This window comes from Flagellimonas sp. CMM7 (assembly GCF_021390195.1).
In the GTDB taxonomy this organism is placed as follows: Bacteria; Bacteroidota; Bacteroidia; order Flavobacteriales; family Flavobacteriaceae; genus Flagellimonas.
In genome coordinates, this window is sequence record NZ_CP090003.1 from 2315457 (window position 1) to 2336943 (window position 21487).

Genomic DNA, 21487 nt, shown 5'->3' on the forward strand with positions numbered 1-21487 from the left:
TTTTATTCAAAACCAAACCAAACCAAGCATGCCCAGTATTTTCACCAAAATTATTAGTGGAGAGATTCCCTGTTACAAGATAGCTGAGGACCCAGATAATTTTGCGTTTCTCGATATTAATCCAAACTCAAAAGGACATACACTTTGCGTTCCTAAAAAGGAAGTGGACAAAGTATTGGATTTAGATGAAGAGTCGTATATCAACCTTATGTCATTTTCCAGAAAAGTAGGAAAGGCGATTGAAGCAGCTGTTCCGTGTAAACGTGTAGGCATGACCGTTATAGGTTTGGAAGTTCCCCATGTTCATGTACACCTAATTCCATTGCATAGCATGAAGAACGCAACTTTTGGTTACAAAGAAAGTATGGAGGCTGAAGAATTTGAATCTATTGCCGAAAAAATTAGAAGCTTCATTAAATAAGACCTTCCAAATAGAAATAAACCGCTGTCCCTCCTAAGCCTAGCATCAGCAAAAGTATTATAAAGAAGAGTGTCGTAAACCTCACAGAAGTCTTGTCAGGGGTTACTAATTTATTGTAATATTCAAAGACCCTTTCAATATCTGGAGTCCAGTTTACAGGGTAAATAATAGAATAACATTTCTTACATTTTATCTCATGGGTAACCTGATCTGTGGTCCTGTGAAAAAATGGGTTGTACGTATGTTTCTGGTAAAAAGTGAGCTTAAGCTCCTGGTTAAAGCATTCAGGGCAGTTATTGGTAATTTCGGCTTCTTTTATTGCAATCTGTTTTTCCTTTGCCATGACTCATTAAACATTTGCTCTAAGGGAAATTTGCATGATTGTTCCTTCTTTACTTGACGAAAGTACTTTAATTTTTCCTTTATGGTACTCTTCTACAATTCTTTTTACCAATGAAAGCCCTAGTCCCCAGCCTCTTTTTTTAGAGGTTACCCCTGGACTAAAAATGTTTTGAAAATCACTTTTTGGAATACCATGCCCCGTATCTGAAACCAAAATATTGACAAATTGTCCTTTTTTCTCAATCTCTATGGTAATGTTTCCTCTCCCTTTCATAGCATCAATTCCATTTTTCACAAGGTTTTCAATGCTCCAATTAAACAAAGGGGGATTTAAAAGAACAGGTAATTCATCAATACCAGAAGTAAAAGAAAAATGGATAAGTTTGGAGCTTCTCCGCTTTAAATATTCATAGGCCTTTTCAGTTTCAGAAACTATGTCATGCACTTCCAAATCAGGGATAGACCCTATTTTTGAAAAACGGTCTGTAATGGTCTCCAGTCTCGAAATATCCTTTGCAATTTCTTTGGTGATATCTGGGTTGATGCTTTCAGATTTCAAAAGTTCATTCCAACCCAAAAGCGATGTTAGTGGAGTTCCTATTTGGTGTGCGGTTTCTTTGGCCATTCCCGCCCAAAGCTTGTTTTGTTCTGATGCTTTGTTGGTTTTGAAGAAAAAGAAAATGACCGCTCCAAAAAGAAAAATAATCAAAAGGAGGGCCAGAGGATAATATTTCAATTTGTTCAGAACTTCAGAGTTGCCATAATACAGCGTTTCCAATAGCTCTCCTTCTTGAATAATATGTACTGGTTCGTTCTCACTTTCAAACTGTCTTATTTTTCTTTGAATGTAGGCACTGTCTGCCGCTTTTTCTTCGGAAATATTGTGCGTTTTTATGGAACCTTCCTCATTTACCAGGATCATGGGGGTAGAGGTGTTGTTGCCCATAACCTTTAAAGTTAAGTTCCCTAATTCTTGATCTACGGAAGATTGAATGAGTTCCGACTGTGCGGTAGCCCAAATCTCCATTTTGAGTCGTTCTTCTTCCTTAAAATTCTTAAAGAAACTATTTGTGTTCCAAAGAATAAGGCTCACAATAACGAATGCCGAAATTAATAGGGTAATGTTGGAAGCCTTCTTTTTGGGGCTAAAGTTCATTTTTTAGTACAATTGTGATTAAAGATAGCAGAAAATGTAAAAATATGTTGATACTTCGTTGTTGTACATGGTTTTTATTAGGGTTCATTTTATGTATTTTTGGTGCTTATTGAAAAGTAGCATAGATGGAAGTCCAAGGAAAAATTAAAATGATTGATGAAACCAAAACCTACGGTAACAATGGTTTCAGAAAAAGAGAATTAGTTATTACTACAGAGGAGCAATATCCTCAGCATATTTTAGTGGAATTTGTACAGGACAAGTGCGATTTGCTTAACAATTATAGCGTGGGGCAAATGGTGAAAGTTAGTATTAATTTAAGAGGTAGAGAGTGGGTAAATCCACAAGGAGAGACCAAGTATTTTAATTCTGTACAAGGTTGGCGAGTAGAGAACTTGCAAACCGAAGGAGGTGCTGAGAATATGCCGCCTGTTCCACCAATGGAAGCTTTTGAACCTGCAGATAACCTTAAAGAGGAAGACCACGACGATTTACCATTCTAGTCCGCTTTGGGTCTTACCAAGGTAATAGAACGTGTATTTAGAAGGTATTTGCCTTCACCTTTTACCATTGCAGTACTTCTAACAATACTGACGATTGTTCTTGCTTTAATTTTTACTGACAACACCTCAGATAAAAATCATGTAACTGTTATCCTTTCTCATTGGGAGAATGGGATTTGGAACAATGGTCTTTTGGTATTTGCATACCAAATGATGCTCATTTTGGTTCTGGGTCATGTATTGGTATTGAGTAAGCCCATGGAGCGATTAATTCTGAGCATTACCAAGTTAGTAAAGAACACCTCTAATGCAGCTGTTTTGGTAGCGTTGCCAACAATGTTGGTTTCCTTTTTTAATTGGGGGTTAGGGCTAATTTTTGGAGCTATTTTGGCTAGAAAAGTTGGTGAATATGCCCAAGCAAACAACATCCCGATCAATTACCCCCTAATAGGCGCTTCTGGGTATGTGGGCTTAATGGTTTGGCATGGAGGAATAAGTGGGTCTGCCCCAATAAAGGTTTCAGAAGCGGGGCATTTGAAGAGCTTGTTAGAAGGAATTTCCAACGTTGAACTCTTAGGTCAATTGCCAGAAACTATTTCTACCTCGCTTACGGTATTCAGTTATTGGAACCTTATTCTATTTACGGTTGTAGCTTTATCTATTGTCGTTACGGTATATCATTTAGGGAAAAGAGTTAGCCCAAATAGTGTTAATTTAAAGGAGTACAAATTCAAATCTGTTGAGAAGGAAAATCTAGAAGGAGCGGAAAAACTGGATTACTCAAAAATAGCAGCTACATGTTTTGGGTTTTTAATTTTGATTGCTTTTTTACTTCAATACTTACCTGCTCTACAAGCCCTTAACATTACTCCAAATATGCTCAACTTCTTCATGTTGGGTCTGGCAATTATACTTCACGGAAGTTTTAAGAGCTTTTTGGTCGCAGTGGAAGAGGCCATTGGAGACACTGCAGGGATATTGATTCAATTTCCACTGTATTTTGGAATTATGGGAATTATGGGTAGCAGTGGAATGATCAATGATATTTCAGATTTTTTTGTATCAATAAGCACCACAGTTACCTTACCTATTTTCACCTTTTTAAGCGCAGGTCTTGTCAATATTTTTGTGCCCAGCGGAGGTGGTCAATGGGCTGTGCAAGGGCCACTGGTATTGGAATCTGCTATACAATTGGGCGTTCCATTGCCACAGGCAGTTATGGCCTTGGCCTATGGGGATCAAGTAACAAATATGTTACAGCCTTTTTGGGCCTTACCGCTTTTAGGGATTACAAAATTAAAGGCCAAAGAAATTCTACCGTATACCTTGATTTTTATGTTAATAGGCAGTCTAGTTTATATAAGCGGTCTCCTTATTTTATAACCCTTTTTCCGTAATTTTATTAAAAATTGCACTTTGGAAAAAGACTCTAAAAATCTTCCTTTATTCTTTTTAGGAGATAGATTGGAATTTCCTCCAGTTGAAGCTGCCAATGAAGATGGCCTTCTGGCAGTGGGAGGGGATTTATCTCCAGAGCGACTGCTTTTAGCTTATAAAAGCGGAATTTTCCCATGGTTTAATGAGGATGCTTTAATTTTATGGTGGAGTCCTGATCCAAGAATGGTTTTATTCCCTGAGAAAATCAAAATTTCAAAAAGTATGAGAAAAGTATTGCGTGCTGATCAATTTAGATTGACACAAAACACTTGCTTTGGAGAAGTACTGGAAAAGTGCGCAAAAGTTGAGCGCAAAGGTCAGGAAGGAACATGGATTACTCCAAAAATGAAATTGGCCTACCTAGATCTTTTTGAGAAAGGCTTTGCCAAATCTTTTGAGGTATGGGAAGGTGATGTTTTGGTTGGAGGTCTATATGGAGTGGATTTGGGCCATGTTTTCTGTGGAGAAAGCATGTTCAGCACCAAGCCAAACGCTTCTAAGTTTGCTTTTATAAAAATGGTTCAGGAATTTAAGGAAAAAGAGTATAAACTTATTGATTGTCAAGTTTATACGGAACATCTTAAAAGTTTAGGGGCAGAAGAGATTTCAAGAGATTACTTCATGAAAATTTTAAAGGGATAGTTTCAGACTGGTCAACAGGGGAAAATGGAGTCAATATGTACTTAAACTTCGTCGTACCTAAAACAACTTACCTCGTGATCATTCACCATTCCCGTAGCCTGCATTTGGGCATAGATTACCGTACTTCCAACAAATTTAAAACCACGTTTTTTTAAATCCTTGCTAATGGTGTCCGAAAGTGCTGTGTTTGCTGGCCCTTCTTTGTAGTCCTGTAGTTTATTTTTGATGGGCTTTCCATTTACAAACCCCCAAATATAAGTACTAAAACTGCCAAATTCTTTTTGAACCTCCATAAAAGCTTGTGCGTTTGAAATTGTAGCTTTTACTTTTAGTTTATTTCTAATTATCCCTGGATTATCCAAAAGTTCATCAACTTTTATTTGGTCATAATTGGCAATCTTTTTGTAATCAAAATTGTCAAAAGCCTTTCTGAAATTTTCACGTTTTTTTAGTACGGTAATCCAGCTTAACCCAGCTTGGAATGTTTCTAAAATCAGGAATTCGAATAGCGTTTCATCATCTTTTACGGGAACGCCCCATTCATTGTCATGATAATCTTCGTAGAGCGAATCACCTTCGCACCAACCACATCTGTGTTTATTCATTGATAATGATTTTATCTAAAGATAATGGAAATAGTGTTTTCCATTTGGTCTTAATCTATAGTGGAATAAGTTCCTTGGCAACAATGGCTTGGTCAATAGTTACATACAGCCTGTTTTGACCTCTGTAGAAATCATTTTTATCTTTTCTTTCTAAAATCACCTTTTGGTCCGCATTTGCCAGTTTCAATATGCCAGTAATCACCACAGTTTGGTTGATTATCTTATGTGATGGTATAATTAGTTCTGCATCTGATGTATTGTCTTTTAATGAATCATGGAGATATAGATAAGACTTGTTTGCGGGCTCCCCAATTTTAAATGAGGCCCCTAGCCTTACTTCATAGGTTTTACGAAAGGGTTTAGAAGAAGTTTTATCAGATTTGTGATTTGGAAAAATAACAGGATATTCTTTCTTTTTCATCTGTCATTACTTTATGGTTAGGAGCATTGTATTATAAACAAGTAAAGAGGCATTCCCAGAGTAATATTAAAAGGAAAGGTGAAGGCCAGTGCCATTGGCACATAAAGACTTGGATTTGCCTTTGGGGCAGCTATTCGCATTGCAGCTGGCACGGCAATGTAGGATGCGCTCGCCGCCAAAATGGCAAATAAAAAGCGATTTCCAACACTTTCGGTAATGAATTGACTGAACCAAGCTACAAAGCAACCATTGATTACCGGTAGACCAATTGAAAAGATAAGGGCAAACCAGCCCTTCTTTATAAAATCATTTAGTTTTTTTCCACTAGTAATGCCCATATCCAAAAGAAATACCGCTAGAAAGCCTTTGAAAATATCTGTAGTAAATGGTTTAATGCCTTCTGCTTGATGTTCATTGGCCAAAAAACCAATGGCCAAACTACCTAAAATCAGTAGTACACTACCATTTGTTACAGAATGATGCAAGACTTTTTTAAAGTTGCTTTTTTCTTCCTTCCCTTTTTTGAAAAAAGCCATTAACAATACTCCTATAATAATGGAAGGTGCTTCCATTAAAGCCATTACAGCAACCATATGCCCGCCAAAATCTATATTCTCAATTTCTAGAAAAGAGATTGCGGTCACAAAGGTGACTGCACTAACGGAGCCATAAGCTGCCGCTATTGCACCAGAATTTTCAACACTAAATTTTCTTCTAAGAATGAAATAAGCGAAAACTGGAACTGAGATGGCTAAAAAAATACCGAATAAAAGTGACCATATTATTTCCATGTTAAAATCACTATGGGAGAGTTCTAACCCTCCCTTAAAACCTATTGCAAAAAGTAGGTATAGTGAAATAAACTTTGATGAATTTTGTGGAATTTCAAGGTCACTCTTTAATTGAACTGCTATGATACCGAGAAAGAAAAATAATAAAGCAGGATTGGTTAGGTTATCAACAAGAAGGTGTAGATCCATTTAGTCTATTCTTCCAAAGAGATTTTTAGAATACCATCAATACGAAGCCTTTTTCCTTCACTTCTTAAGCTATTGATGAACTCATTTGCAATTACTTTTTCTCTTTCCAATTCAGCTATTCTTTCATCTGGATATTTAGTGTTAGCGTCTCTGTCACCTTCACACCATGACAAGCGTTGAAGCTTATGAAAATTTATCTTTTGATCCAATAAAGATGTAATTACGTCACATGCTTCAGATGGTGTAAAGCTGCCATCAACCAATTGAATTTTTTGTTTTGTTTCGATTAAAGTTTCCATTTTCTTGTTTTTAAATTGTTTAAGATTTTTTTGTTTGTCTCTTTCCAATAATGTTAATGGACAATAGACCAAATACGATTGACATTGAGATGCTCAACCATCCAAAGAATAGAAAATCATTGAGCGCAGAAAGTATTAGAATACTAGCGAACATAAAGCCCATTAAAGCATAGTATATTGGATAGAATCTTTCTGCATCTTTTGTTTTCGTCTTTTTGGTTAATAGTTTTTGCGAATGTGAAAGTTTGTACAGCATACTTTTTATTTTGATGCAAAGTTGAAACATTATAATCATATATTTTTATTTATATTTATTATGAAATACATGAATTATATTTATGAACTATACATTGCATCAACTACAAATTTTCTTGAAAATTGTTGAAAAACAGAGCATTACAAAAGCTTCAGAAGAACTCTATCTAACACAACCAGCGGTATCTATCCAGCTAAAAAATTTTCAATCCCAGTTTCCAATTCCGTTAACCGAAATAGTGGGAAGAAAATTGTTTGTAACTGATTTTGGAAGAGAAATAGCTCATTCGGCAGAAAGGATTTTGAATGAAGTGGAAGGGATAAATTATAAAATGCAGTCTTTTATGGGTGAACTGGCTGGGCGATTAAAAATATCTGTGGTCTCAACGGGAAAATATGTGATGCCATATTTTTTGTCAGGCTTTATGAAATCCAATACCGGAGTAGATTTAATAATGGATGTTACCAACAAAACAAAAGTGGTAGAGGGCCTGGAAAACAACGAAGTTGATTTTGCCCTTGTTTCGGTATTACCTGACCATTTAAAACTCAATAAGGTTGATTTAATGAAGAATGTATTGTACTTGGTAGGTAATCCCAACTATTTTGAGCAGATTCTGCTATCTAAAAGTATGTTTGTTAAGGATACTCCTTTAATATTTAGAGAACAGGGTTCTGCCACTAGATTGGCAATGGAAAGTTATTTAAAAAGAAGGCAAATCCAAGTTGGAAAACGTATAGAACTTACTTCCAACGAGGCTGTAAAACAAGCTGTAATTGCCGGACTTGGATGCTCGGTTATGCCATTGATAGGGATAAAAAATGAATTAAGTAATGGGGATTTAAAAATATATCCTAAAAAAGGCTTACCCATACAAACAACATGGAATTTGGTTTGGTTGAGGTCAAAAAAACTCTCTCCTGTTGCTTCATCTTTTTTAGATTATTTAGGAAAAGAAAAGGAAAGAATAATTCAGGAGGATTTTAGTTGGTACGAAAAATACTAGGGATGAACTGAACTATTATCCTTTTGTAATTTCAATAGTGCTATGAATTTTTAATTGGTTGCCATGGCTTCTGGCATCCAGAATAATTTCTGTCATCCTACCTTTTGCCACTTTTAACTCATTTATTCTACTTTCAGAATTAAGATAATCCACCCTGTCAGTATCTTTAAGGTTTAGCAACTGAACGGTATGGAATTTGATTTTGTCATTGAGTAAGGACAAAAGTACCTCTGCTGCATCCGCTGGAGTAAAGCTTCCTTCAATCAGAAGAAAAGATTCAATGTTATCTGCTTTTATAGCAGATGATTTTTTGTTTTGTGAATTGGAACGATAAAGGGACCGCAGCAATTTTTTCATAAACTAAACTTTTAGCGTTTTGGTTTGCAGTTCAAGATTCTGATGTTCATCCATATAAATAATGGGCATTGCATAAATAGAAGGAAGGTTTTCCAAAAACCTTTTTTTAATACGTTTTTTTATTTTGTTGAAGAGCAACGCTTTTGTTGTGCCCATTATTAAAGTTTGTTCCAAACTTTCATTTTGTCCATTCTTTAGTCGTTTATGGAGCATTTTACTTGAAACGAGCGCATTGAGCATTAGTTTTTCATCAATGAGAAAATCCACAATACTATTTGCTTGAGAAGGAGAGCTACACAAAATGTGAATTAAAACCATATGAAATAATTAAGTACTCACTTGCCACATGAGCGATCATCATTATAAATTAGTTGACAAGCATCTCTTTTTTCTGATATGGCATCATTTCACCACTATTAATTGCGCTATTCAGGTTGGCGGTCAATGTGCTGTATGCTTTAAAAAACTTTTTGCCATCAGACCTTTTAAAGGTGATTACAGGATTGTTGCTTTCAGATATTTTGGTAATTGTGACGATTGATTTTTTTAGAGTTGACATATTTGGGATGCCGCCACGCTTGATGATAAAATTCTTGCGAGGCACATTAATATTCTTATATGAAACGCTAATTGGGTCGCCTATAACAAGTTGATCGCCAACCTTTGCTGAACTAGCATAGTTTTCTTGTGCATTCATAATATATGCAAATAAGGAGAACGTCAATAAAAGAATTATAGATTTCATAACTACATAGATTTATTGTTTTCAGTTTTTTCTTTAACCAAAATGGCTTTAATGGTAGGTTTATAACCATAGAAATTTCTGCCATCTTCTCTTCTTAAGACAATTTGTGTACTTCCATCAGGCATAACATTCATCTGATCTATTACCACAATATTCCCGTGAAAATTCATGGTAAGTCCAAACCCAGAGGAAGAATTTAGATGGTTATCAACCATTACAATATCAGAATATGGAATCTCTAGTAACATCCCTTTTTCAGAATCACCTCTGCTCTCAACAAAATGTTTAAAGTTAATGTGTTGTGCTTTATTTTGAGCGGTAACTAGAGGTCCAGATAACAGAATAAAACATAGATAAAATAGCATTTGCTTTTTCATAAGCTTTAGTTTTAAAGAAACTATCTATATAAAGGTACGATTAATCAGTTGTAAAAAAAGCATTACTATTGTTAAATAGTAGTTAAACTATCACATATTAATAGTAATACTGTTATATTTGTTTCAAATCTATAACAGAGTTTATTTATGGAAAGGTTAATGCAGTCAATTCGAATTGGTATCAATGACAAAATATATGTAAAAGATCCCGAATCATCGGACTTAGGAAAAAGAATAATTGAACAGAGCATTTTAATGATTGATGAAATGGGCTTTGAAAGTTTCACATTTAGGAAGCTAGGTGAGCGCATAAAATCCAATGAAAGTTCCATTTATAGGTATTTTGAAAATAAGCATAAACTACTTCTCTACTTAACTTCGTGGTACTGGGGTTGGTTGGAGTATAAAATGGTCTTTGCCACAAATGGCATAACAGACCGTAGTGAAAAACTTAGAAAAGCTATTGAGATTCTTACTCAGACGGTAGAGCAAGATGTTTCTTTTTCTCACATAAACGAGGTATTGTTAAGCAAGATTGTTATTAATGAATACTCCAAATCATACCTTACCAAAGAAGTGGATCAAGAAAATAAGGATGGTTATTTTATCATATATAAAAGATTGGTAAACCGCTTGTATGAAATGATTGTATCCCTCGATAGTGATTATCCTTACCCTTCTAGTCTAGCAAGTACAGTTTTAGAAGGGAGTCTGCATCAATATTTTCTTAAGGAACATTTTCCCATGTTGACAGATTGCAACCAAACCACAACGCCAACACAATACTTTACAGACCTGGTCTTTAGGATCGTAAAACCTACAAAAAATGCCTAAAAATATTCTTACTGCTTGGCAGCGCCTAATGGGCATGCTAGCATTGGATAAGAAAGATGTGCTTCAAGTTTTTTATTATGCCATATTTGCTGGTGTGGTAAATCTTTCTTTACCTCTTGGTATACAAGCAATTATAAATTTAATTCAAGGTGCACAAGTAAGCACATCTTGGATTGTCCTAGTTGTTTTAGTGACTCTAGGCGTAGCATTTGCAGGAGCTTTGCAGTTAATGCAAATGCGTATTATTGAAAATGTTCAGCAAAAGATTTTTACTAGAGCTTCTTTTGAGTTTGCTTACAGATTTCCAAAGATAAAAATGAGTGAATTAAGGAACTATTATCCACCAGAATTGGCTAATCGGTTTTTTGATACACTAACCGTGCAAAAAGGTCTTTCAAAAATCTTAATAGATTTTCCGGCCGCATTGTTGCAGATAGTGTTTGGGTTGTTACTGCTGTCATTTTATCATCCTTTCTTTATCATTTATGGCCTACTTCTATTGTTGCTCATATATGTGGTTTTTAAGTTTACGGCACAACGGGGCTTGGAAACCAGTTTGGATGAGTCCAAAAACAAGTATAAGGTGGCTCATTGGATTCAAGAAATAGCAAGGTCAATAATCAGTTTTAAGCTATCAGGTGGCACTACCCATGGTATTGATAAAAATGACACTTTGGTGGCTAATTATCTAGATGCCCGCGAAAGCCATTTTAAAATTTTAGTGCTTCAGTTTATTCAGATGATTGGGTTTAAGGTTCTGGTAACTGCAGGGCTTTTGTTAATTGGAGGACTACTTGTGCTCAATCAAGAGATGAATATAGGACAGTTTGTAGCTGCGGAAATCATTATTCTTTTGGTTATTAGCTCTGTAGAGAAAATGATTTTAGGTCTAGAAACGTTTTATGACTTGCTTACTTCTTTAGAAAAATTGGGGCAAGTAGTAGATAAAGAACTAGAACCGCAAGATGGTGAAAAACCTTTTGCAAATGATGAAGGATTTGTGGTCGAGCTCTCGGATGTTTCGTATAATGTTCCAGAAAGAGACAAAAAGATTATTGATGATGTCTCTCTGGCTATAACACCTAGCTGTACCATTTTATTGCAAGGACCAAGTGGCTCAGGAAAATCGACCTTGTTAAGGCTAATTGCTGGTATTTTAGAACCTGATCAAGGGAAAATATTTGTAAATGATGTTGCTTTACAAGGAGTAAACCTTAACTATTACCGGTCTCATCTAGGAAAGTCATTAAGTGAGGAATCTCCATTTGAGGGGTCCCTGCTTAACAATATAACATTTGGAAATAAGAATATTTCCCAAGAAGATGTGTATTGGGCATTGGAGAAAACGGGATTGACCCAATTTGTTAAAGAACAACCACACGGATTAAACACAGTTTTGTATCCCGAGGGAAAACAAATACCCTACACCATTTCCAAGAAAATTGTTCTGGCACGCAGTATTGTTACAAGGCCCAAGTTACTTATCCTAAAGGATCCATTGGATCAATTTGCAGAAAATGAAGCTACGGAAATCATGGATTTTTTAACAGATGGTTCTAATGGATGGGCATTGGTCATAGCCAGTGAAAACCCCAAATGGATAGAACGTTGCGGGCGTATCATTACTATGGAAAATGGAAAATTGATTAACGAAAGATAGAGAGACAATGCTAAATATATCACCAAACAGGTTAAACGAAAAGGTTGACATAAGTGACTATAAGGCCGTTAAGAAAGTCTTCTATAGAACACATTATAAGCACTTTAATAGATTTTTGGCTGCTTTTTTTGTGATAGCCATAATTATCCTTTTCCTGCCTTGGACACAAAATATCACCGGGAAGGGTTATTTAACCACATTAAGACCTGATCAACGTCCGCAGACCATACAGTCACCTATTCCTGGGAGAATAGAAAAATGGTACGTTAGCGAGGGAGATTTTGTAAAGAAAGGGGATACCATTCTCTTTATTTCTGAGGTTAAAAGTGAATATTTTGATCCAAATTTGGTAGAACGTACGGGACAGCAAATCAAGGCCAAGTCGATGGCGGTGAATTCTTATGAAGGAAAAGTACAAGCCCTCAACACACAGATTGGTGCATTGTCCAATGAGCGAGGATTAAAACTGGAACAGTCCAAGAACAAATTACTTCAGTCTAGGTTAAAAGTTCAGAGTGACAGTATCGATTTAGAAGCTGCCAAGACCAATATTTCCATTGCCCAAAGACAATATGACCGTGTGGTTCAGCTTCAACAAGAAGGATTAAAGGCTGTTACAGATGTTGAGGAAAAGCGTTTGAAATTGCAGGAAACCCAAGCCAAATTAATTTCGCAAGAAAATAAATTGCTGGCCAGCAAGAACAACGTTATAAATGCTCAGGTAGAGATTAGTAGAGTACGGGCCGAGTATACAGATAAGATTTCTAAGGCACAGAGTGATATGTTCACTGCGCAGTCCAATCAGTTTGATTCTGAAGCGCAGGTTACCAAATTAGAAAACGCTTATACCAATTATGAAATTCGTAACGATCTAATGTATATAAGGGCCCCTCAGAGTGGATTTATCAATAAAGCAATACAATCTGGTATTGGTGAAACCTTTAAAGAAGGAGATAGGTTAGTCGGCATTATGCCATCTGAGTATGATATGGCTGTAGAAACATTTGTTGAACCCATAGACTTACCATTGCTTCATATTGGTGAAAAAGTCCGTATACAGTTTGATGGTTGGCCTGCTATCGTTTTTAGCGGTTGGCCCAATGTTTCCTTTGGAACTTTTGGGGGGGAGGTAGTGGCTATAGAAACTTTTATAAGTGATAATGGAAAATATAGAATTCTGTTGGCTCCAGATAGGGAAGATCAGGCATGGCCTAAAGACATACGTGTAGGTTCCGGGGCCAATACTATGGCATTGCTAGAAGATGTTCCTATTTGGTTTGAGCTATGGAGACAACTAAATGGTTTCCCTCCAAATTATTATCAACCTGAAAATAAAGTTGCCGATGTTAAAAAGAAATAAGCAAGGAATCCAGTTATGGATACTCTTCTTTCTATTCACTTTTTGGGTTCAAGCACAGCAAGATTCTAACGTACTCAATTTTAGTGAGTATTTGGGCTATGTAAAAAAGTATCACCCTGTTGCTAAGCAAGCACAGCTTACCATTGCTATGGGACAAGCTAACTTAATGAAAGCACGAGGAGGATTCGACCCAAAAATTGAAGTGGATTATGACAGAAAGGACCTTAAGGGGACAGAATATTGGGACAGATTGAACACAACGTTTAAAATTCCTACTTGGTTTGGAATTGAGTTAAAAGGAAATTTTGAGCAAAATCAAGGAGAACACATAAACCCAGATGAAGAAGTTCCTGAAGATGGCCTGTACAGCGCAGGGGTGTCAATGTCATTAGGAGAAGGTTTTTGGATAAACGAAAGAATGGCGACGCTTAAAAAGGCAAAATTCTTTAGAGAACAATCAAAAGCGGACCAGGATTTATTGGTGAACCAAGTATTGTACAGAGCTTCTTTGGCTTATTTTGATTGGCTTAGAGCGCATAAGGATGCCATGATTTTTAATGATTTTCTTCAAAATGCCGAGGTGAGATTTGAAGGAGTTAAGCAAAGTGCCTTGGCCGGCGATATTGCCATAATAGATACTGTTGAAGCTAAGATTGCCGTTCAAAATAGAGCTTTGAGTCTGGAACAGGCCAAAGTTAGATTGATGAAAAAATCTTTGGAACTTTCTAATTTTCTATGGATTAACAATATACCCGTAGAATTGCAACCAGAAGTAATTCCAGATGAAAATGTGGAGAGCGAGATTGATGTTACTTTGGAGATCATGGGTAAACCTTTGGATAGTTTTACACTGGAAAATCATCCTAAACTAAGGTCTTTGGAATACAAGATTGATGGTTTGGTTGTGGATAAGCGATTAAAAGCAAATAAGTTACTGCCCATATTGGATGTGCAGTATAATTTCTTAACAGAATCACCTGATCAAATAAATTCTTTGGACATTGACAATTTTAAAGGTGGTGTAAGTTTTCGTTTCCCTTTGTTTTTGAGGAAAGAAAGAGGGGATTTAAAATTGGCAAAGTTTAAACTACAAGATGCACAATTTGAGCGAGACAATGCCCAAGTGGAAATCCAGAATAAGGTAGTTGCTATTTATCGTGAATTGGACTCGTACATTACACAAAACCAATTAATTGCCAATATTGTAACAGATTATAATACTTTATTGAATGCCGAAGAACGAAAATTCAGTTTTGGTGAAAGTTCGTTGTTTTTGATTAATTCAAGAGAAGGTAAACTGATAGATGCGTCACTAAAACAGAACGAAGTACAGAACAAGTTTTTTTATACGAAAGCACGATTATTTAAGAGTCTGGCCATAAACCCAGAAATCTTATAGATGATCTAGTTTTCTTAACCATTAAAATCCCGCAATGAAGATACCCCCAATTTTAAAAGATTTGTTTTTCATTTTAACGGGAATTTTTTCTGCAGCATTTGGTTTGGAGAGCTTTCTGTTGCCAAATAGATTTATTGATGGCGGAGCTACAGGAATTTCGTTATTGGTTACTGAGGTCACTTCCGTTCCATTATGGGTTTTGATTATTTTGGTTAATATTCCATTTCTATTTTTAGGATATCGGGTATTAGGGAAACAATTTACCATAAAGGCAATCTTGGCTATTTTAGGATTGGCTTTGGTATTGGTGTTTATTCAGTTTCCAGAAGTGACCCAAGACAAGTTGTTGGTTGCCGTTTTTGGCGGATTCTTTTTAGGTGCTGGAATAGGGCTTTCTATTAGAGGGGGCAGTGTTCTTGATGGTACTGAGGTTTTGGCTATTTTTTTAAGCAGAAAACTAGGAACTAAAATTGGAGATATCATCATTTTAATTAATATCCTCATTTTTTTAGCGGCAGCTTATTTATTATCAATTGAAGCGGCTTTGTATTCTATGCTAACGTATTTGGCGGCCTCAAGAACTTTGGATTTTGTGCTTGATGGTATTGAAGAATATACAGGTGTAACGATCATTTCTGAGAAAAGTGAAGAGATCAGGGTAATGATTACGGAAAAACTTGGTAGGGGACTGACCATTTATAAAGCGAGCGGAGGTTATGGAAAAAAAGGACAACACAATGAATATGATGTTGTTTATACGGTGGTCACAAGGTTGGAGATTAGGAAGCTCAATATTGAACTCAATAAAATTGATGCCAACGCTTTTGTGGTCATGAACAGCATAAATGATACTAAAGGGGGCATGGTAAAGAAAAGACTGCTAAATCAATAAAGGCTAAATCATTATTTTTCAAGTAATTAAGTTTTGTAAGTTTTCATCTAGGAATACAACCAATGATAAAAGTCAGCTCTTATGGAGTTTTTGAGGCTTAATTTTGGAAAAATTATCACATGGAAGTAATTGAAGAAAATATACAGAAAGAACGTTTAGAACTTGTTCAAAAGGGCATTTCAAACGGAATGTATTATTCAGAATATAGAGATTTGGTACGTCATTTAGCCAAAAATAGACAGACTACAGGCGTTGATCAATTGGAATCACTTATCAATTATACGGAACTGAACGATCGCCGTATGAATAGATGGGACAAGACGCTAAAAATTCCAGTGGAGGTTCAAGAAAGAATTTCCAAGGTAAAATCCAAACTTACCTTTTTAGTGCTGAGTGAAAGCTGGTGTGGAGATGCTTCACCTAGTTTGCCTGTTATGAATAAGATTTCAGAGTTAAACCCAAATATTGAGTTTAAGATTGTACTAAGGGATGAAAACTTGGATTTAATGGATAAATTCTTGACCAATGGCAGTCGTTCTATTCCTAAATTGATTGTTTTGGATAAGGAGAATAAAGAAATCATAAATGATTGGGGGCCAAGATCAAGTGCTGCCACAGAAATGGTTGAAGCCTTTAAGAAAGAACACGGTACACTTACTTCAGAGTTTAAGCAAGACCTTCAAGTCTGGTACAATAAAGATAAAGGGCAGAATATTTTGGCGGATTTATTGGAGCTGCTTTTTTAAATAAGAACCTTTTTTACAAGAGCACTTATCGTCTCGGCTATGTTTAGTACGGGAATTAAAAGTAGTGAACTTTCGATTAAGCACTTACCCAAAACTTTTTATTTTGTTTTATCTTTTTCTTTATAAAGCCAAATCAAAAGATTTGGCGGACTTGGTTAAAAGCTCTGAACTTTGGGTTAAGTACCAAAACCCGTATTAACTATAGCCATTGTTGGCAATAGTTTTTTATTTATATGTCAGTCTCATTCCTTGGCAATATTTGTTTACCACCAAAGAATTCGACCACAAACTTTTATTATTTTCCGCATAGAAAGTATAATTTCCTTTTGGAAGGTAAAACTTTATTACATTTTTAGTCGTTTGACAATCTGGCATCTCATTCCAATACTCATCCATAAATCCACCCCAATAAACCTTGTCTTTAGATTCAAGCACTAAAGATATTTCCCCTCCATTATTCGATTCAGTAACATAAAAGAAAACAACACTTGGATAGTCAAATTCAGGTGTGTTTTTTAATGGCTCTTCTTGATAAAGAAACACTTTGAAATAAACTTTGCTGATTGAGTTGTCAGGAAATATAATTTTCACTTCATATCCACTTCCACTTTTTCTAAAATCATAAACGTCATAGACCATATTCTCTGAACCAATATATTTTATGATTTTTCCATTTTCGATTAAAACTTGTCTTTCCAAAAGAAGGTTTTCGGCCTTTTTATTAATTTCAGCTGTTCTAGCGAAATTTATATTGTACCATCCATTTGAACGATTTTCAACCGTTAGTGCCTTATTCTTTTTTGCAACACGTCTTTGCTTTTTGGTTTCAGAACGCAAAGATTTATTATAACTTTTGTCTTTCTTGAGAGATTTCTTTGCATAACGATAAAGTTTATTCTTTATCCATTGCTTTTGCGAACCGTAATTTTTAATCTTTTCAGTTTTTCGATATGTTTTTACTGATTTATTTCTTGTGGATGTCGATTTGGATGAAAAATAGTTGTAAGCATAATTATCATCTCTTGGAACCCAACCAGCTTTTCCAGTATAAGGATTAGTGTTACCTACAGTTGAAAAATTATCGATATTAGTTGAGTTTGACGCAGTTCGATAGTATGGTTTAACTACAGTTCCGTCACTTCTTGTATAACCTGATACATATATGTGATTCGGATTAACTTGTCCAAATATTGAACTAACAAATCCGATTAAAAAGATAAATATTAATGCTATGTTTCGGGTCATTTTCAAAGTATTGCCAACTAAAAGGATATGAATTGGTTTTAATGATTAATATAAAACGATAAGTGAAGTTCGGGAAATTTAACGTAAGATTCAAGAGACAGCTATTGTATGAATATCTCGGATTGCTAAAATGCTATGGTTGTGACAAACCTAAAATGGATACTCTACTTCCTTTGGAATAAATAGGTGATAGTTCCTATTTGAGAGGCTTTGGAATCTGGACTAAATCTTGCTTTTAATGCATAGGCAATGGCATTGTCTACCAAGCAACCGTTACTTGTTCCAGAACTCTGATCATTGTAATCAGCTTCGGTAACATACCCAGATGAATCTACTTTTATATTGATGACCACTTTTCCACCTTCAATGCAAGTGTAAATAGGTGGTGGTAAGGAATAAGCATTTCGTTCAATTAGAGAATATGAAATAGAAGTACGTTTGTCCTTTAAATTATTGGTAAACTCCTCTTTTTGAGCTTCGCGTTCACCTAACAATTGTTTTTTCTCTTGTCGTTTTTCGGCAAGTTCTTTAAGGTGTGCTTCATATTCGCTGTCCGAGCCAGAAAATTCGCTTGGGTCACTGTTCAAAGCACGTTCTTCCAAAATCTCTTCAAGCGTTTTTAAAGGCTCAGGATTACCAACAGAAGGTTTAGCGGTTTCGTTAAAGGCCATATGGCTTTTAATAGGGTCATTATTGGCCAATTCCTCCATTCTTTCCTCTTCCTCCTTCAATAGTTCCATGATATCCTCATCTGCCAAGCTCATTTCAATAACATACTCTTCCTCTTGTACTCCGCCTAAATGAATGTTGTACAACAACAATACAATGAGAGACATAGAGAAAAAAGTTATTAATAACGATAACTGGTTTCTGTTTAGGTTCATGGTGATATAATAACCGCTTTTTTCTAAAAATATTTTATTCCAATGATTATGCCTAACCTAATTTTTTAAAAGTATTTAACCTTTTGATTATAGATTTTCCTTGAAAACCAATGGAGTAACAGCATTAATTACGTTGAAATCACCTATTTTGGTTCTTCTGAGCTCAGATAAATATGCGCCAGATTGTAGTGATTTTCCAAAATCATGTGCCAAAGAACGAATGTATGTTCCTTTACTGCAAACAACCCTAAAATGGATTTTCGGCATTTTTATCTGTGTAATTTCAAATTCGAAGATTTCTATTTTCCTGGATTTGATTTCCACTGCTATCCCTTCTCGCGCAAACTCGTATAATCGTTTGCCATCTTTTTTCAAAGCTGAAAACACTGGAGGGATTTGCTCAATTTCACCAATAAACTCCTTTGTGGCGGTTTGAATGAGTTCTTCGGTAATATGATCCGTTGGAAATGTATGGTCGACTTCGCTCTCCATATCAAAAGAAGGCGTGGTTCCCCCTAAAGTAAAGCTGCCCGTATATTCTTTAACCTGCCCTTGTAGTTCAGGTATTTTTTTTGTGAATTTCCCTGTGCAGATGATCAATAGTCCGGTAGCCAAAGGATCTAGTGTGCCAGCATGGCCTATTTTAAACTTTTTTAGGTCAAATTTTTTACGGATGCCCCATTTTAAAGCATTAACGGCTTGGAAAGAACTCCATTCCAGCGGTTTGTCTATCAACAGGATTTGTCCGTTTAAAAAGTCCTCTTTGGTTTTCAAGCAGCGTTGAATTTAGATTAAAAGGGATTGGTTAAAAGAAATTACCCCCAAATGCTCCAAGCAATGGCAATAAGACCAACAATCAAGCAATAAATTGCAAAATAAGTGAGCTTGCTTTGGCGTACTATTTTTAGCATCCAGGTACAAGCAGCGAGTCCTGCAATAAAGGCGGCTGCGAATCCTGCACCCATGGCAGCAGTTTCTCCACCTTCAAAATTTATATCTCCGCTTAGAATGTCTTTTGCCACTTTCCCAATAATCAATGGAACGACCATTAAAAAGGAAAAACGCGCGGACTTTGATTTATCAATGCCCAATAATACGGCTGTGGATATGGTAGCTCCACTTCGGGAAATGCCGGGTAACATGGCTACTGCCTGTGCCATACCAATAACAAAGGCACTTCTGTAAGAAACTCCTTTGTCCGTAGTTTTTGCTAAATCTGCCAAGTACAATAAAATGGCCGTAATAATCAGCATAATACCTACAATGATGATTGCCCCATCAAAAAAGACTTCCATAAAATCTTCAAGGAAAAAACCTATCAAAGCAGCAGGAATCATAGAAATGATAATCTTCAATGAAAATTGGGTCTGTTCATTCCATGTAAACTGAAAAAGCCCTTTTATAATATCCCAAACATCTTTTCTAAATACTACTATGGTGCTCAATGCCGTTGCAAAATGTAAAACCACAGTGAACAAAAGACTCTCTTCTGGGAGAGAGTTGCTTCCCAAAATAGCTTTCCCCAGTTCTAAGTGACCACTTGACGATACAGGTAAAAATTCGGTCAGTCCTTGAATAATACCAAGGATGATAGCATCTATAATATCCAAACTATTTTTTCTTTTTGTTAGGGTTCAACAAAATGGCATAAACCTGAATGCCAAGACCAACAAGCACTAAAGTGGGCGCCAAACGGATTCGTCTAAAATTGTATATATCTGGATTAAAGACATTGGGGTCATCACTACCACCTCCGGTCATTAAAATAAAACCAAGTGCAATAAAGGCCAGTCCTATAAAAAGAAAGAGATAATTTCTTTTTTGAAAAATAAATTCCGAGGTTGATTTTTGTATGTTCTTATTTTTCTTACTCATGGTGTAAAGTTAATAATAAAGATCATCTGTTCTTAAGTTCAAGAAACGTTGGGTGGCAATATGGGTACTTGCCCAAGAAATGACGACTCCAAGCCCAAAAACTCCTACAAACAATGCTATTAAAACAACAAGGTCTTGAAATAAGTTCAGTTCTGGAAAATTATTGTTTACGTAGTACAGCACAATCGCAAGGGCAATAAGTGCAAGTGCAGCTCCCAACATTCCCAGTTTTATATTGGTCCAAATAAAAGGTTTACGAATAAATGTTTTGGTGGCGCCAACCATCTGCATCGTTTTAATGATAAATCTTTTGGAATAGATGGAAAGCCGGATCGAACTATTGATCAACAATACGGCTATCAAGGTGAAAGCAGCACTGGCAAAAAGAATCCATAAACTTATTTTACGCACATTATCACTTAGCAGCGAGATAAGGGGTTTATCATAGCTTACTTCAGCTACATAGGTTTTAGCGGCAATACCACTGGCAATTTCTTCAATCTGTTCCGGTGATACAAAATCAGCCCTAAGATTGACATCAATAGCATTTTGAAGCGGATTATAGCCCAAAAACTCGATAAAATTCTCACCAATGTCCTCGCTGTATTGTTCGGCAGCATCCTCTTTGGAGACATAATCGGCAGATTTAGTATAATCGGCCATGGCCAAACTCTTTTGCAATTGTTCAATTTCCACTGGTTTTGCATTATCCTTTAAAAAGACAGAAATGGTTATCTGTTCTTTAAAATGATCGGCAAGTTTTTTAGTGTTTAAAACCAAAAGCCCCAAAACTCCAAGTAGGAAAAGCACCAAGGCGATGCTCAAAACCACAGAAAAATAAGAGGAAATCAGCTTTCTTCGTTGATATCGTTCAATATATTGACTCATAAAGGAAAATCAGTATGTAAAAATAGAAAAGTAAATCGTAATTAGGGGATTAAAGCTATTTTTGCAATTCGAAAAGTTAGACACTATAGGTGTCATTTTGAGAGATAATACTATAGGAGCGAGAAATCTTTGGGTTTAATTTGAGACATCTCGACTG

At 35.8% G+C, this 21487-nt stretch carries 28 protein-coding genes; 11 read left to right on the top strand and 17 right to left on the bottom strand.

From position 1 onward, the window contains the following. Positions 1–28: 28 nt before the first annotated feature. Positions 29–421, top strand: a complete 393-nt coding sequence (locus LV704_RS10555; protein WP_163420321.1) for an HIT family protein — start codon at positions 29–31, stop codon at positions 419–421. Here LV704_RS10555 and LV704_RS10560 read toward each other — a convergent pair. Together LV704_RS10560 and LV704_RS10565 are read right to left on the bottom strand one after the other, a co-directional pair. Next, positions 414–764 carry a hypothetical protein gene (locus LV704_RS10560; RefSeq protein ID WP_163420319.1) on the bottom strand — a complete coding sequence of 117 codons (351 nt, stop codon included), beginning with the start codon at positions 762–764 and terminating at the stop codon, positions 414–416. The two genes, LV704_RS10555 and LV704_RS10560, sit on opposite strands and share 8 nt — an antisense overlap. 6 nt (positions 765–770) lie before the next feature. Further along, positions 771–1919 carry a PAS domain-containing sensor histidine kinase gene (locus tag LV704_RS10565; RefSeq protein WP_163420316.1) on the bottom strand — a complete coding sequence of 383 codons (1149 nt, stop codon included), beginning with the start codon at positions 1917–1919 and terminating at the stop codon, positions 771–773. A gap of 125 nt (positions 1920–2044) precedes the next feature. Here LV704_RS10565 and LV704_RS10570 point away from each other — a divergent pair, with 125 nt between their 5' ends. From LV704_RS10570 to aat, 3 genes are read left to right on the top strand one after another with little or no spacing between them, the layout of a single operon-like run. Next, complete coding sequence (locus tag LV704_RS10570; RefSeq protein WP_163420314.1) at positions 2045–2422, top strand: DUF3127 domain-containing protein; 378 nt, start codon at positions 2045–2047, stop codon at positions 2420–2422. 6 nt (positions 2423–2428) lie between these two features. Beyond that, positions 2429–3805: a short-chain fatty acid transporter gene (locus LV704_RS10575; protein WP_163420312.1), complete on the top strand. Its 1377-nt coding sequence runs from the start codon at positions 2429–2431 to the stop codon at positions 3803–3805. A gap of 33 nt (positions 3806–3838) precedes the next feature. Further along, a complete protein-coding gene (gene aat, locus LV704_RS10580) occupies positions 3839–4501 on the top strand; it encodes a leucyl/phenylalanyl-tRNA--protein transferase (RefSeq protein WP_163420311.1) in 663 nt (220 codons plus the stop codon). Positions 4502–4542: 41 nt separating this feature from the next. Here aat and LV704_RS10585 read toward each other — a convergent pair whose 3' ends face one another. Genes LV704_RS10585 through LV704_RS10605 form a run of 5 tightly spaced genes read right to left on the bottom strand, consistent with a single transcriptional unit; the run spans position 4543 to position 7062 of the window. After that, positions 4543–5106 carry a DNA-3-methyladenine glycosylase I gene (locus LV704_RS10585; RefSeq protein WP_163420309.1) on the bottom strand — a complete coding sequence of 188 codons (564 nt, stop codon included), beginning with the start codon at positions 5104–5106 and terminating at the stop codon, positions 4543–4545. Positions 5107–5161: 55 nt separating this feature from the next. Next, a complete protein-coding gene (locus LV704_RS10590; RefSeq protein WP_163420307.1) occupies positions 5162–5527 on the bottom strand; it encodes a hypothetical protein in 366 nt (121 codons plus the stop codon). A gap of 17 nt (positions 5528–5544) precedes the next feature. Further along, positions 5545–6507, bottom strand: coding sequence for a sodium-dependent bicarbonate transport family permease (locus LV704_RS10595; RefSeq protein WP_163420305.1), 963 nt, complete (start codon positions 6505–6507; stop codon positions 5545–5547). 5 nt (positions 6508–6512) lie between these two features. After that, a complete protein-coding gene (locus LV704_RS10600; protein WP_163420303.1) occupies positions 6513–6806 on the bottom strand; it encodes a hypothetical protein in 294 nt (97 codons plus the stop codon). A 19-nt stretch (positions 6807–6825) separates the two neighbouring features. Beyond that, complete coding sequence (locus LV704_RS10605; protein ID WP_163420301.1) at positions 6826–7062, bottom strand: hypothetical protein; 237 nt, start codon at positions 7060–7062, stop codon at positions 6826–6828. Between the two features lie 82 nt (positions 7063–7144). Here LV704_RS10605 and LV704_RS10610 point away from each other — a divergent pair, with 82 nt between their 5' ends. Further along, entirely contained in the window at positions 7145–8068 is a 924-nt protein-coding gene (locus LV704_RS10610) for a LysR substrate-binding domain-containing protein (protein ID WP_163420299.1), read from the top strand. Between the two features lie 15 nt (positions 8069–8083). Here LV704_RS10610 and LV704_RS10615 read toward each other — a convergent pair whose 3' ends face one another. From LV704_RS10615 to LV704_RS10630, 4 genes are read right to left on the bottom strand one after another with little or no spacing between them, the layout of a single operon-like run. After that, a complete protein-coding gene (locus LV704_RS10615) occupies positions 8084–8425 on the bottom strand; it encodes a hypothetical protein (RefSeq protein WP_163420297.1) in 342 nt (113 codons plus the stop codon). Positions 8426–8428: 3 nt separating this feature from the next. Further along, the gene (locus LV704_RS10620) at positions 8429–8743 is read right to left on the bottom strand and encodes a hypothetical protein (protein WP_163420295.1); all 315 of its coding nucleotides are present in this window, start codon (positions 8741–8743) and stop codon (positions 8429–8431) included. Between the two features lie 49 nt (positions 8744–8792). Continuing rightward, positions 8793–9170 (bottom strand): hypothetical protein, encoded by a 378-nt coding sequence (locus LV704_RS10625; protein WP_163420293.1) that lies wholly within the window; start codon positions 9168–9170, stop codon positions 8793–8795. Positions 9171–9172: 2 nt separating this feature from the next. Then, the gene (locus LV704_RS10630; RefSeq protein ID WP_163420291.1) at positions 9173–9547 is read right to left on the bottom strand and encodes a hypothetical protein; all 375 of its coding nucleotides are present in this window, start codon (positions 9545–9547) and stop codon (positions 9173–9175) included. Positions 9548–9694: 147 nt separating this feature from the next. Between LV704_RS10630 and LV704_RS10635 the strand changes: the two genes are divergently transcribed. From LV704_RS10635 to LV704_RS10660, 6 genes are all read left to right on the top strand, one after another. Further along, a complete protein-coding gene (locus tag LV704_RS10635; protein ID WP_163420290.1) occupies positions 9695–10381 on the top strand; it encodes a TetR/AcrR family transcriptional regulator in 687 nt (228 codons plus the stop codon). Beyond that, complete coding sequence (locus LV704_RS10640) at positions 10374–12041, top strand: peptidase domain-containing ABC transporter (protein ID WP_163420288.1); 1668 nt, start codon at positions 10374–10376, stop codon at positions 12039–12041. The genes LV704_RS10635 and LV704_RS10640 overlap by 8 nt, the downstream gene beginning before the upstream one ends. Positions 12042–12048: 7 nt before the next feature. After that, a complete protein-coding gene (locus LV704_RS10645; RefSeq protein WP_163420286.1) occupies positions 12049–13401 on the top strand; it encodes an HlyD family secretion protein in 1353 nt (450 codons plus the stop codon). Next, positions 13385–14800 carry a TolC family protein gene (locus LV704_RS10650; protein WP_163420284.1) on the top strand — a complete coding sequence of 472 codons (1416 nt, stop codon included), beginning with the start codon at positions 13385–13387 and terminating at the stop codon, positions 14798–14800. The genes LV704_RS10645 and LV704_RS10650 overlap by 17 nt, the downstream gene beginning before the upstream one ends. A gap of 34 nt (positions 14801–14834) precedes the next feature. Beyond that, on the top strand, positions 14835–15692 hold the full coding sequence (locus LV704_RS10655) for a YitT family protein (RefSeq protein ID WP_163420282.1): 858 nt from the start codon (positions 14835–14837) through the stop codon (positions 15690–15692). A 119-nt stretch (positions 15693–15811) separates the two neighbouring features. After that, entirely contained in the window at positions 15812–16438 is a 627-nt protein-coding gene (locus LV704_RS10660; protein ID WP_163420280.1) for a thioredoxin family protein, read from the top strand. Positions 16439–16663: 225 nt separating this feature from the next. Here LV704_RS10660 and LV704_RS10665 read toward each other — a convergent pair whose 3' ends face one another. The 6 genes from LV704_RS10665 to LV704_RS10690 all read right to left on the bottom strand — a co-directional run bounded on the left by LV704_RS10665 (position 16664) and on the right by LV704_RS10690 (position 21330). Continuing rightward, the gene (locus tag LV704_RS10665; protein ID WP_163420278.1) at positions 16664–17683 is read right to left on the bottom strand and encodes a hypothetical protein; all 1020 of its coding nucleotides are present in this window, start codon (positions 17681–17683) and stop codon (positions 16664–16666) included. Positions 17684–17847: 164 nt separating this feature from the next. Continuing rightward, complete coding sequence (locus LV704_RS10670; protein ID WP_163420276.1) at positions 17848–18567, bottom strand: hypothetical protein; 720 nt, start codon at positions 18565–18567, stop codon at positions 17848–17850. Positions 18568–18654: 87 nt separating this feature from the next. After that, complete coding sequence (gene truB / locus LV704_RS10675) at positions 18655–19341, bottom strand: tRNA pseudouridine(55) synthase TruB (protein WP_163420274.1); 687 nt, start codon at positions 19339–19341, stop codon at positions 18655–18657. Between the two features lie 41 nt (positions 19342–19382). Further along, positions 19383–20177 (bottom strand): undecaprenyl-diphosphate phosphatase, encoded by a 795-nt coding sequence (locus LV704_RS10680; RefSeq protein ID WP_163420272.1) that lies wholly within the window; start codon positions 20175–20177, stop codon positions 19383–19385. 1 nt (position 20178) lies between these two features. After that, entirely contained in the window at positions 20179–20442 is a 264-nt protein-coding gene (locus tag LV704_RS10685; RefSeq protein WP_163420270.1) for a DUF3098 domain-containing protein, read from the bottom strand. A 9-nt stretch (positions 20443–20451) separates the two neighbouring features. Further along, positions 20452–21330: an ABC transporter permease gene (locus LV704_RS10690; RefSeq protein ID WP_163420268.1), complete on the bottom strand. Its 879-nt coding sequence runs from the start codon at positions 21328–21330 to the stop codon at positions 20452–20454. Positions 21331–21487 lie beyond the last annotated feature (157 nt).